Annotated in this window: 10 protein-coding genes; 8 read left to right on the top strand and 2 right to left on the bottom strand. The window is 61.8% G+C overall.

The features are described 5' to 3' along the window. Window positions 1–112 precede the first annotated feature (112 nt). Window positions 113–709 (bottom strand): acyltransferase, encoded by a 597-nt coding sequence (locus C464_RS09610; RefSeq protein ID WP_006113497.1) that lies wholly within the window; start codon window positions 707–709, stop codon window positions 113–115. Between the two features lie 244 nt (window positions 710–953). On the opposite strand from C464_RS09610, the gene C464_RS09605 reads away from it, so the two are divergent. The 3 genes from C464_RS09605 to C464_RS09595 all read left to right on the top strand — a co-directional run bounded on the left by C464_RS09605 (window position 954) and on the right by C464_RS09595 (window position 5,076). Beyond that, window positions 954–2,117, top strand: a complete 1,164-nt coding sequence (locus C464_RS09605) for a glycosyl hydrolase (RefSeq protein WP_152420918.1) — start codon at window positions 954–956, stop codon at window positions 2,115–2,117. Between the two features lie 117 nt (window positions 2,118–2,234). Then, a complete protein-coding gene (locus C464_RS09600) occupies window positions 2,235–3,695 on the top strand; it encodes a lipopolysaccharide biosynthesis protein (protein ID WP_006113495.1) in 1,461 nt (486 codons plus the stop codon). Window positions 3,696–3,906: 211 nt separating this feature from the next. Next, window positions 3,907–5,076: a glycosyltransferase family 4 protein gene (locus C464_RS09595; protein ID WP_006113494.1), complete on the top strand. Its 1,170-nt coding sequence runs from the start codon at window positions 3,907–3,909 to the stop codon at window positions 5,074–5,076. Window positions 5,077–5,134: 58 nt separating this feature from the next. On the opposite strand, the gene C464_RS09590 is transcribed toward C464_RS09595, so the two are convergent. Next, complete coding sequence (locus C464_RS09590) at window positions 5,135–6,106, bottom strand: glycosyltransferase family 2 protein (RefSeq protein WP_006113493.1); 972 nt, start codon at window positions 6,104–6,106, stop codon at window positions 5,135–5,137. Between the two features lie 242 nt (window positions 6,107–6,348). Here C464_RS09590 and C464_RS09585 point away from each other — a divergent pair, with 242 nt between their 5' ends. The 5 genes from C464_RS09585 to C464_RS09565 all read left to right on the top strand — a co-directional run bounded on the left by C464_RS09585 (window position 6,349) and on the right by C464_RS09565 (window position 12,609). Further along, entirely contained in the window at window positions 6,349–7,425 is a 1,077-nt protein-coding gene (locus C464_RS09585; protein WP_049911029.1) for a glucose-1-phosphate thymidylyltransferase, read from the top strand. Window positions 7,426–8,049: 624 nt separating this feature from the next. Continuing rightward, on the top strand, window positions 8,050–9,291 hold the full coding sequence (locus C464_RS09580; protein WP_006113491.1) for a glycosyltransferase family 2 protein: 1,242 nt from the start codon (window positions 8,050–8,052) through the stop codon (window positions 9,289–9,291). 46 nt (window positions 9,292–9,337) lie between these two features. Continuing rightward, a complete protein-coding gene (locus C464_RS09575) occupies window positions 9,338–9,937 on the top strand; it encodes a metal-dependent hydrolase (RefSeq protein ID WP_080510423.1) in 600 nt (199 codons plus the stop codon). A 189-nt stretch (window positions 9,938–10,126) separates the two neighbouring features. Then, window positions 10,127–11,380: a protoporphyrinogen/coproporphyrinogen oxidase gene (locus tag C464_RS09570; protein WP_006113489.1), complete on the top strand. Its 1,254-nt coding sequence runs from the start codon at window positions 10,127–10,129 to the stop codon at window positions 11,378–11,380. 200 nt (window positions 11,381–11,580) lie between these two features. Then, on the top strand, window positions 11,581–12,609 hold the full coding sequence (locus C464_RS09565; RefSeq protein ID WP_049911027.1) for an NAD-dependent epimerase/dehydratase family protein: 1,029 nt from the start codon (window positions 11,581–11,583) through the stop codon (window positions 12,607–12,609). Window positions 12,610–12,867 lie beyond the last annotated feature (258 nt).

Genomic DNA, 12,867 nt, shown 5'->3' with positions numbered 1-12,867 from the left:
AACTCGTTCGGATAACCCGAGGTCAGTCGGGTTGTGATGACGTTTCGGCGATCCGATCCGGGCGCCGAGGAGACGGTCGTCTGTTTCCGTTCGGAGCTCTGAACGCCACGAACTACGGCGATTGTGACGCGCCTCGGTCGCCGATCTCCTCCGCGGGCGCACCACCGACGACCGTGTGGTCCGGGACGGATTCGGTGACGACGCTTCCGGCCGCAACGACGGATCCCTCCCCGAGGGTAACGCCGTCGAGCACGGCGCAGTTGGCACCGATCCACACGTCATCACGGATCGTGATACCCGTACCGACGACGTCCTGTCGAACGATGGGAGTGTCCGGGTCGTCGAACGTGTGGTTTCCGGCGACGACAGTGGTGTGCGGTCCGATCAGGACATCGGTACCGATCTCGACCGGTCCGCGTCCCATTATCATCCCGAAGGCGTTGACGAGCGAGTTCTCACCGATGTTGATCTGACCGCCCGACGGAGCGATGACCACGTATTTGCGTATTCGGCAGTCACGGCCGACGGTTATCGTCCCGTTCGTATCGAACTTCGTCTCGGGATCGATCTCTGCCGACGGGTGGACAGACACGTTGCGCCGAGCGTCGAGGGTCCGCCTGTACAGTTCCTCCTCGAGGTACGACTTACACATCGAAAGGAGGGTCACCGCACCCTTGTCCGAGAAGAGCTCGAGTGGATTCGTGTTCATGAGTTACACCGATTTCCCCGCCTCCGGCGGTCCTGACTGCGTCTGAGTCGAGACTACGGGGCATTAGTAATACAGAGGAAAATCGAACTAAACGAGTGCGTAACCCCGGGACGTGACGGCGGGATCGTCCGAGCGGTAGAGACGCCTCGGCGCAGGTCCGCGTGGCCCGGGCTCTCGTGCCGCTCGCGGATGCCGTCGGAGGTAGGTGTGTACTTACTAAATGTGACGTGGACGAACGGGGAGCGTGACCGGCGACACTTACTGCCGGGGGGGCTCCGCCGCAGACGCGAGCGACCGGCAGCCCTCTCCCCCTACGAAAGGCCCGGTGGAGCGGGCGCGGCGAACCTTCCTGAAGCGGACGGCCGCTGGCGCCGTGGCTGGGACGAGTCTGCTATCGGGGTGCCTGGGCCCGATGTCGTCAGACGAGTCGGAGGGGCAGCCGACCACCGGGACCGAGACGTCGGGAACGCCGGATTCTACCGGCGATGACCCGAAGGTGGGGGTTTACTTGGGCGACGAGAGCGCCTTAGCACCCTGGGAAGAGTGGTTCGGCCGACCCGTCGACTACTACTCGTTCAACGTTCCGACGGGTGGGTGGGAGGAGTACCTCGTGGACAACATGCCCTTCGAGAGGCCGATAGAGCCGATCGCGTCCGACCGGGAGATTGCGGTCACGATGAAGATGTTCCCCCCGGGAGAGACGACGTTGGCCGCCGTCGCGGCCGGGGATCACGCCGACCGGCACGAGACGTTCGCCCGGAGCCTGATCCGGCACGGGATGGCGGACGCGACGGTCCGTATCGGCCACGAGATGAACGGGCGGTGGTCACCGGACGGGGCGGTCGGCCATCCGGACAGATTCGTCCGGGCGTGGAGACGGGTCGTCGAGGCGATGAACGCCGCCGACGGAGCGGCGTTCGAGTACGTATGGGCACCCCACGTCGGTCGCGTACACATGGATCCGACGGCCGCGTACCCGGGAGACGAGTGGGTCGACCAGGTCGGCTTGACGGTGTACGACAAGAGCCAGCACTACTATCCGCCCGGCTGCGGGGACGCGTGTGTCCAGAGGCTCAGAGAAGAGAACTGGAACCGTCTCGTGAACCAAGACTTCGGGCTCAGCCACTGGGTCGAGTTCGCCAGAGACCGCGAGAAGCCTCTCGTGTTCCCGGAGTATGGCGTCGCGGCTCGGAACTGGAACGACGCCGGCAGCGGTGACAATCCGTTGTTCTTCGAGCGTTTCGCGGACTGGATCGGAGCGAACAGCGACGTCGTCGCGTGGCACAACGTGTGGAGCTTCGTCGCCGGCCCTCACTTCGTTGGACCGAGCGAACTACACGTCTCGGAGCAGTACGAGTCGCTTCCGGAGGCGTCCCGGACGTTCAAAACGGTCTTCAACAGTGAATGACCCGTTCGAACGGCCCGCTTCGACCGTGCCGAGACCCGACCCCTCGTCCGAACGAGGTGCGGCGAATGGCTCGTAATCGGCGATTACTTACTTCCATCCTCGCTGTCACGTGAGCCAATGGAGGGCACGACGCAGGAGGTAGGCGACCGGGTCCGTCAGCTCGTTCACGATCTGAGCTTCTATTCCGTCGCGCACGTCGTCCCTGCGTTGCTCTCGCTCGGGGCGCTGATGCTGTTCACCCGGACTTTCCGGCCGGAGACGTTCGGTCGGTACTCACTTTCGCTAGCGGTCGCCGGAATCGTCAGCACGCTTCTCTACGGCTGGCTCAACTACTCGGTGCTGCGATACGCCCCACAGCTGGACGAAGAACTCGTCATCAGAAACGCGTTCTCGGTCTACCTCGGGATCTCGTCGGTTCTGTTGCTGGCCGCCATCGGCGGGTACCTCGTCTTGAGACACCGGCTGGGTCCGTACACCGTGTTCTTCTTTGCGTCGTTGGGGCTGGCCCTCGCACGAGGTGGGTTACAGGTACTCCTCGCGTTCTTCCGGTCGATCCTCAACTCGCAGAAGGTCACGCTGTTCCGTCTCGCGCGGGCCGTTGTCGGACTCGGATTCTCCGTCGTGCTGGCGATATTCGTCCTCGATCACATCGTCGGGTGGATCTGGGGGACCACTATCGGAATCGCCGTCGCTTGCGTCCTCGCTTTCGTCACGTCGGAACAGGTCCGGACGTCCCCGGCGGTCGACAGAGAGACGATCGGCCGCCTCGCCGGGTACGGCGTTCCGATGATCGGATTCGTGATCGGAGACGCGTTCTTGGTTCAGGCGGATCGGGTGCTGCTCGAAGTGTTCGCCGGAAGCGTCGCGGTCGGCATCTACTCCTCGAACTACATGCTCGTGGACCGGGGGCTCAGACTGGCTTACACCCCGATGCTTCAGGCCATGTCGCCGATCATAATCGATTCGTGGGAGGGGGACAACGAAGGCGAGATAGCCGACACGCTGACCAAGTTCATGAGATACTTCATACTGTTGGGAGTCCCTGTGGTAGTGGGCGTCGCCGCGCTCAGTCGGACCGTCAGCACCCTCCTGATCGGGGACGAGTTCACGAGCGGATACGTCATCATCCCCATCGTCGCCGTCGGTCTGTTCCTCTGGTCGCTCGCGAATCTCGCCCAGGTCGCCATCGAAATCAAAGAGCAGACGTCGTTGCTCTCGTACGGAATCCTCGTCGTCATCGCGCTGAACGTCGCCCTCAACGTCCCGCTCATCACCGCCTTCGGGTACGTGGGCGCCGCCGTGGCGACGGTGATTAGCTACGGACTCTACTGTGCGTTCACGCTGGTGTTCTCCTCGCGGTACATCGCTTGGCAGTTCCCGGTGCTTCCGTTCCGGAACGCGCTGATCGCCGGGGCGGTCATGGCCTGTCCGACCGCAGCGCTGTACGTGACCGGAACCTACGGTGTCGCAGTGTCGCTGTTGACAGCCGCTGTCGGCGGAGTACTGTACGGTGCCGTCCTCTACGGCCTCGACGAGGTCGGTGCGCGGGACATCAACAGTCTCGGGGCGCTGTTGTAGTGGTCGATCTGCCGTCCGCGTCTCCGGTCCCGTCGGCGATCGGACCGCGCGACGCGGGGTACGCAATACATACTTACAAACGGCGCGCCCTCCCCTCCGGTGAGTCGACGACAGTCCGCCCCGGCCGGGTCGCTCGCTCGACGCCTCGCCTCGGCGATCGGATCTGCGACGATCCCGCCCGAGCGGCGATGACGAGCCCGACCACTGCGCTATGAACATCGTTCAACTGAGCCGAACGTCGATGTACCCGCCGAAGAACGGAGCCGAGGTTCGGCTCTGGAAGACCGCACAGAAGCTGAGCACGCTCGGTGACCTGTGGGTCGCCGCTCCCCCCGGAGACGAGCGCCTCGACGGCGATATGGAACCGATCGGCGTGACCAGCCCGCTGTTTCATTACCAGCCGGTCTGGGACGAACTCTGGACCGGCCTGTTCGCGGTGTCACCCCGGCATCCGCTCCGACGACCGCTCGCGGACGCGATGGTCGAGCCCGTGGAAGATACCGGAGTATCCTTCGACGTCGTCGTGTGTGAGTTCCCGCAGGTGACGGACGCGGCCATCAGTCTCGCGAGGTCCCACGACGCCGAGCTCCTGTTGAACAAGCACAATGCCGACCACGAGATACTTGACGGGTATCTGCGAGAGCGGAGCGTTCCGGCGATCGTCCGACATCGATTGGTCGAGAACTTCCGGGAGTTCGAGGCGAACGCCATCGAGGCCGCCGACGTGACCGTGTTCCAATCGGAGGATGACAGGAAGCGGTTCGACGTCGGGTCGGCCAGCGACGCGCTCGTCATCCCGAACGGCTGTGACTACCAGCGGATAAACCGCGGTGGAGACCCGGAAGCCGCCGCCCGCGAGTGCGAGATACCCGGTGAGGGATTCACCTGCGTCTTCCTCGGGTCGTACGATTACGCGCCGAACCGTCGTGCCGCGAGGTCAATTATCGACGACATCGCGCCAGCGCTGCCGGACGTCGACTTCCTGCTCCTCGGCCGGAATCCGCTGTCGGTGTCCGCAGACAACGTCTACGCCCCGGGATACGTCGACGACCTCGCCGGGGCGTTGCGTCTCGCCGACGCCGCCCTCTGTCCGCTGACTACCGGGTCCGGAACCAAACTGAAAATGCTCGACTACTTCGCGGCCGAACTCCCGGTCGTTTCGACGACCGTCGGAACCCAGGGGTTGGCCGTGGAGCCGGGCCGGGAGGCGCTCGTCTGTGACGACATGGACGGGTTCGTGGGCGAAATCGAGCGGCTCCGGTCCTCGCCGGAGCTGCGACGCCGACTCGGGGAATCGGGACGCGAGATCGCGGCCCAACACTCCTGGGATTCGCTCATGGCCGAGTACGACGCGGTGATCGACGCGCTGGGCGTCGAGTGAACCCGTCCTCTCGGGACCGAGTGTCGAGCGGCCGGGAAGGTTGACGCGCTCTCGCCTGTTATTCGGAAATCTCGTCGTAATCCCGGAACTCAACGCCCCTGTAGTGGTCGTACGCACCGAGCACCGTCGTTCGGATCGCCCGTCGGTTCCCGGACACCGCCCACCAGATCGACAGCAGGGATCGGTACGCCAGGAGCGACAGGTACAGCGGGAGCCGGCGAGCCGGCGAGAGGTTCTCCTCGGCGAACTGGAGTTTGTTCCTCGTCTTGTGATAGATGCTAAACGGTGAACTCGACCCCGTCTCGCCGACGCGGTGGTATATCTGGGAGTCGGGCGCGACCAGCACCTTCCACCCGTTCGCGCGCGCCTTCCAGGCGAGGTCGACGTCGTCCATCCCGAGGAAATACTGTTCGTTCAACAGCCCGATTTCCGCCAAGAACTCCGGATCCAAGAGGATCAGACAGGACTGTACGAAATCGACCGGATAGGGCTCGTCGGAGACCGGCTCCCGGTGTAGTTCGCCCTTGGCCGCGAGCCACGGGTGGAAGACGTACCCCGCGTTGTGAATTTCACCGGAGTCCGGCAAGAGGTTCACGCCCCCGACGGCGGCGACCCTATCGTACCGCTCCATCGCGTCGACCAGCGGCGTCAGGAAGTCCGGCCGTACGATCGTGTCGTCGTTGAGGAGCAGCACGTAGTCCGCTCCCGTGTCGAGCGCGTAGGAGATGCCGACGTTGTTTCCCGGGGCGAATCCGATGTTCTCGTCGTTGACGACGAACTCGCACCAGCCGTACTCCCGCCGCAATCGGTCGACCGAACCGTCCTCGGAGCCGTTGTCGACGACGATGACGCGATAGTTATCGTAGTCGACCGACCGGAGCGAATCGAGGCAGTCGGCGGTCTCCTCGTAGTTCTCCCAGGTCAGAATTATGATAGCGACTGCGGGCCCGGAGGCCGGCGAGTCGGCCGCGCTGGTCCGTTCGTCGCCTCGCACCGGCGTCGTGGCTTCGGACTCTGTCGAGTGGCTCATGGGTTCGTCTCCTCTGTCGGTTCTCCAGCCAAGGGCACTTTGGTAGGTGGAACATTCCATAGCGAGCCCCCCGACACGCGGGTCATACGAGCGGGGAAACGGCTCGTCTGTCCGTTTCTACTGGTTCTCCGGAGGGGTGTGAGCTGTTTTAGCAGTTCTCGCTACGGCCCGCTCAGCCTACGATCGGTCAATTATGTCCTGCCCGTCAAAGGTACTATGTCCCTCGGTGAAATGACGGCCGTATGAAAGCTGTAATCCTCGCCGGGGGATCGGGAACGAGGCTCCGACCGTTCACTAACGCTACTCAGAAGCAACTGTTGCCCGTTGTGAACAAGCCGGTCTTAGAGTACGTCATAGAAGATCTCAAGCAGGCCGGGATTGACGATATCGGCGTCGTTCTCGGCGGAGATTTCCCGGAAAAGGTCCGTGAACAGATAGGTGACGGTTCGGAGTATGACGTTTCGGTAACGTACATTCATCAGGGTGACCCCCGAGGGCTGGCAGACGCGGTCCGTTGTGCGAAGGAGTTCGTCGGTGATAGCCCATTCGTCGTATATTTCGGTGATACGATCACGGGAGAGAACATCACTGCCGAATTAGTCCGTGAGTTTGATCCGAACGAACACGAAGTGGGAATCATCTTGAAGTCCGTGGATGACCCGACGCGATTTGGAATTGCGGATTTGGATGGGGAGGGTGAGATACGGCGGATACTGGAGAAGCCAGACGATCCCCCGACGAATTCAGCTTACATCGGTGTCCAAGCTTACACGCCGGCCGTGTTCGATATCATAGAGGATCTCGAACCGTCTGACCGAGGCGAACTCGAGCTCACTCACGCAATTGATACGTTGATATCGGAGTACGAAGCGTACTGGACGGAGACAACTGGGGTATGGATGGACGTCGGGACGGTCGACGATCTCCGGAAAGCAAATCGACATTTCGTCGAATCGATGGTTCCTGAGATAGAAGGCGACGTTTCCGACAGGGCCGAGATAACAGGCAGAGTTCGCCTCGCCGAGGGAGCGACCGTTGAGGCGGGTACAGAAATCCGGGGACCTGTTTATATCGGAGAAGACACGTCGATTCGCAGTGACGCGAGGATCGGTCCATACGTCACCATCGGAAACCAATGTACGATCAGGAACGCGGATATTCGCTCGACCGTGATCATGGACGGCGTTAAGACGGAGGTCGATTGTACGCTTGAGGAAAGCGTAATTGGTCCACGATCGTCTCTATCTGGCAACCGCGATCAAGCAACCTGTCTGAATCTCACCGTCGGTGCTGACTCGTCGATCACTCTCAGCGATTGACGCAGTAGACGGGTTTGAACACGGCACACGGAGAGCACGGGCACGGCGAGCGCATCGTATTTCACTTCTTTGGGAGGTTCGTGAACGCTCCCCAGCGGGAATCGCGCGTCGGCTCACCCATTGCCGCTCTCTGAGTTGCTCGAAGGACACGGCGCGGTCGAACGCGAGGCCAACTTCGGATTCCTGACCCGGCACACGCGTCCTACCGAGAGGAGAGCGGTCGACGGGAGCGGCCGCAGTCCACCGGCGGAGCGACCGGACGACGCGTTACGACGCCGCTTCGATCTCACGAACGCGGCTCTCCAGGGGCGGGCGGTAATAATCTATCGGCGGTCGGATCTCGTCGGCTGGCGTTCGGTTTTGCGATTCGTAGGGCGTCGTAAGGAGACAGTTACCGACGATCGACCATCGACCACGAAGCCGGCTGTTGCGATCCCAAATCAACGCGGTGCTCCGGGATCGGTTAGTAAACACCTGATACCGGTCCGTCAGACCGGTAAAAGACGGATAACTATCACCTGTGATCGAATTAGCGTCGGGTGACCAGCCGGATATGAGCCAGTACAAGCGCGACATCAACCCGACCGATCCCGGCGATCGTCGACCGTTCCGAGAGGAGGACAGATGAAGGATACCATCACAACCGGCCGGGAATATCCTAGTCTCGTAACTTCCGAGTCGAGGGATCGAGAGGGGGACCAGCCGGACGTCTCGGACCTACTCGTACAGGCCGACAGCAGTCAGGTCCCGGTACTGAGCGTGATAATGCCGACGCTCAACGAGGAAAAGGGCGTCTTCGTTTGTATTCAAAAAATAAAACAGGCTATCCTCGAACTCGGCGTGCCCACGGAGATCATCATCAGCGACAGCTCGACCGACCGGACGCCCGAGATAGCGCGCCACGAGGGGGCGATCGTCGTCGAGCCGACCGAAATGGGGTACGGCAACGCGTATCGATACGCGTTCGAGCGAGCGCGCGGCGAGTATATCGCCATGGGAGACGCCGACGTGACCTACGACTTCACGTCGATCCCGAAGTTGCTCGCCCCGATTAGGGACGGCAGAGCCGATATGGTCCTCGGAAGCCGTCTCAACGGAACGATAGAGAGCGGGTCGATGCCTTTGTTACATAAATACGTCGGCAACCCGTTCCTGACGTGGTTTCTGAACATGTTCTATGACGCGGGCGTTAGCGACGCCCATAGCGGTTTCCGAGTCTTCACTCGCGCCGCGCTCGACCGGCTGGAACTGTCGTCGGGCGGGATGGAGTTCGCCAGCGAGATGCTGATGGAAGCGTCGGTGAAGGGCCTCCGCATCGAAGAGGTCCCCATCGTCTACCACGAGCGGGAGGGCGACGCGACGCTCCACAGTTTCCGTGACGGCTGGCGCCACGTCCGGTTCATGCTCGTCAACACTCCGGGACACATCTTCTCGCTTCCCGGGACAGCCTTGGCTGTGGTCGGGTTGGTATCATTGGTGCTGTCGGTCAGCGGCACACAGATCGGCCAGTATTCGCCCGGCGTACTGACGACCGTCGCGGGCGGGTTGGCCCTCATCACCGGCTTCCAGTTCTGGTGTCTCGCAGTGTTCAGCGCGACGGCTGACACCGGCATTCGTGCGCCCTCAGACCGGCTCACCCAGTGGGCGAAAGAACACGTGCGATTGGAGCACGGGATGAGCTTGGGGGTCGGCGTCAGCGCACTCGGACTGGCGTACCTCGGCTCGGTGTTTCTAACGTGGGCGACGACCGGGTACACGGCGCTTCCGTCTTTGAAAGCGATCGTCGTCGCGTTCATTTCGGTAGTCCTCGGGACACAGATCATGTCCTCATCGTTCTTCTTGAGTGCGCTCGGGAGCGCGGAGTGAGACCCGCGGAATGATCCGGCATGAACCCCCCTGAATTCGTTTCGCTATGCTCCCGCACGCACATCTGGCGGTAGGGTATGTCTTGGCTTCGGGAGTCGTCCGTGCGACTCGGCGTCGATCGATAACGCGCCGAGAGACGCTCCTCGTGGTCGTGGGGACACTGCTGCCGGATCTCGTTGATAAGCCGCTCGCGGTCGCGGTCGGCGGGCCGTTCGCGAGCGGGCGGACGGTCGCTCATTCTCTGCTCTTCGCGATCCCTGCCATCCTCGTCTTCGGTTCCGTCCTCCGGCGCTGTCGCGGACCGGCGGTCCCGGTGGTGCTCTTCGCGGTCGGATACGTCTCTCATCCGTTCCTCGACGCGTCGGTCTTCCTGCTTCAAGGGACGCTCGCGAGGGACCTCGTCGAGGTCGGATTTGTTCTCTGGCCGGTCGGGCTCCCGGCAGACGGGATCTTCCAGCTTCTCGAACAGTTGCCAGCAATCGATCGAGCCATCGAGGCGAAGCCGCGCTGGACCGCGCGGCACGTGCCGAGCGGAGCACGCCTCAGCCGATACATCCGCGTAGTCGAACTGGCACTCGCTTCGGCGGCGACGGTGCTCTGGCTGGCGGACGACGCCCCGGGAGCCGAAGCGCTCAGGGACCGGTAACCTCGGTACGCGACGGGTCCACGCGTACTCCACGCGACCGGACCACGGGACCTAGGCTCGCAGTCAGCTCGGCCGAGGCCACCCATTGCGCCGTACGTGAGATGCGCGCCCGCGAGCGTCCGAACGATACTCCGACGAGCGGCCGTAAGGTGTGAATAATTTAATGAGTCTGCGCCGACCCCACGAGTAATGGTAGATGTCACGATAATTGGCGCCGGTGTCGCGGGCTGTTCCACCGGCTACCTCCTAGCGAACGAGGGCTTCGACGTGACCGTCATCGAGCGAGACGCCGTCGGTGGGCTGTTGCGCGAAATCGAGTTTGAGACCGGGTATCACTGCGATTCCGCACCGCATCTACTGTTTTTCGACGATGAAGAAGAGGCGGTAGTCGGTGAGTTGTTCTCGGAGTTCACCCATATCGAGCCACACGAGTTTTACGCCGCGACGTACCCCCGAGGCGATCTCGACGACCCGCACCACTATCCGGTGAGCAAGCAGAACATCGACGAGTGGGACGACGCGGACCAGATCCGCGAAGAGCTTGAGCAGGCACCCGGAAAGACCGACGCCGAGTTCTTCGAGGAGTACATGATAAACCAAGTCGGTAGAACGCTGTACGAACGGTACAACCGGAGCTACACCGAGAAACATTGGGGGATCGACCCGAAGCGGATCACGGGCGATTGGTTCGACTTCAAGATCAGTTTTCCTGACGAGGAGCAGGAGTTCTTCGGCGGTGGAGCCTACTACCCGGAAGACAAGTACACGGACGTTCTCCAGTCGATGATCGCCGACTGTGACATCGTCTTCGACGGAGTCACCGGATTGGAAACGGAGGGCGACCGAATAACGGCCGTCGAAACGGAGTCGGGCGACCGGATCGAGAGCGACCTCTTCGTCAGTACGATCGACCCGAGCATCGTCGTCGACACCGACGAGTCGTTGGAGTACCGGAGTATGGTCATCCTCGGTGCCCACGTCGGTGCCGACGAGTCGCTCTTCCCCGACCACGTCGACTGGGGCTACTTCCCGAACCACTACGATTTCACCCGCATCACCGACTACGAGTTCGTGCCGCAGGAAACGCCGGCCGGGGAGCAGATCCTCACGGTGGAGTTCCCCTGTTTCGTCGGTGACGATACCTGGTCCAACGACGAACGCTGGTACGCCGACTACCTGCTCGAGTTTCTCGACGAACAGGGTATCGACGCCGAGTTACTGGACGCGCAGGTCCGTCGAGCGCCGCGCGCGTACCCGCTGCCGGTCACCGAGCAGATAGAAACGTTCGAACGTATCAACGGGAAGTTGAGCGCGTACGACAACATGTTCAATCTCGGCCGAGTGAGTACCTACGAGTACATCTGGATCAAAGACATCGTTCAACAGGCCTACGAGACCCGGGAGAATATTCTCGCGGAGCGCCGAACCGAGGCGAACGACTGAGTCCCTGCGGTCTGGATGGCCGATTTTGACACCATCCGGTGAAACCCGAGTACAAGTATCGCTGGACTGCGTCTGACGCTCAGATCCTGACAGTTCTGTTTGACATATCGGCATTTAACCGGTAAATTAGGACAATACTACGCGCAGGTAACTAATTTATAATTAAATTGAATTGGGTTTACCACTCCGTAGACAGTTCGATGTCCGCAACCAACACAGATCGTTCGAAGGACGTGTTCGTCACCGGGATTGCCGGGTTCTTAGGGAGCCATCTCGCCGACGCGTTCATCGAAGCGGGCCACACCGTCGCCGGCAATGACAACTTCAGTGGCGGATACGAGTCGAACGTTCCGGAGGAGGCGGAGCTTCACGAGATCGACTGTAAGGACGTCTGGAAGATGAAGGAGGCAGTGGCGGGGGCCGACGTAGTCTATCACACTGCCGCACTGGCGTACGAGGGACTGAGCGTCTTCTCGCCGGCGCGAGTCAACCAGAGTATATATCAGTCAACGACCGCGACGTTGGCGGCGGCCGCCGACGCCGGCGTCGAACGGTTCGTCTTCTGCTCGAGTATGTCCCGGTACGGCGAAAACGAGACGCCGTTCACCGAGGACATGGAGCCCCAACCGCAAGACCCGTACGCCGTAAGTAAGGTCGCAGCGGAGGAGATGGTTCAGCTGATGGCCGACGTCCACGGGTTCGAGCACGTCATCGCCGTTCCACACAACATCATCGGCCCCAGGCAGCGCTACGACGATCCGTTCCGCAACGTCGCCGCGATCTTCATCAACAGGATGCTCCAGGGCAAACAGCCCATCATCTACGGAGACGGCGAGCAGAAGCGTTGCTTCACGTTCATCCAAGACAACGTGCGGCCGTTACAGAAGCTCGGCCACTACGACGACGTCACGGGCGAGGTCATCAACATCGGTCCGGACGACGAGTTCGTCTCGATCAACCAGTTGGCCGAGACGATCGCCGACATCCTCGACTTTGATCTGGACCCCATCTACAAACGGGAGCGGCCACAGGAGGTCAGGTTGGCGAACTGTTCGGCCGACAAGGCTCGGGAGTTGCTCGACTACGAGACGGAGTACACGTTGCGGCAGGGGCTCGAGGAGATGATCGAGTGGATGAAAGCGCGCGGAGCGAAGGAGTTCGACTACCACATCGAGTGTGAGATCGTCAACGAGCAAACGCCCGAGACGTGGACGAACGAACTCATCTGAGTCGATTTTATTCGACGAGGCACGGCGGCACTGTACTGGTCTCGAACCCATCTCGCGGGCGGAGCGGCCCGGCGACCTCTTGCGCGGCGATCCGATCGAGATTCGGGTAACGCGAAAGGGCGCTCCGCTGACCGGATCCGCTCACCGGATTCAGAGGAGGTCGTTGTCGGTCAGATAGAGACGAACGTACTCGTGGAGATCGTCTTCGACCGCCGTGAGGAATCGGTAGTCGGTATGCTGGTCGTCCAACGAGATGTC

The organism is Halorubrum coriense DSM 10284, assembly GCF_000337035.1.
Taxonomy (GTDB): Archaea; Halobacteriota; Halobacteria; order Halobacteriales; family Haloferacaceae; genus Halorubrum; species Halorubrum coriense.
This window is presented reverse-complemented; position numbering and strand designations above follow the sequence as displayed.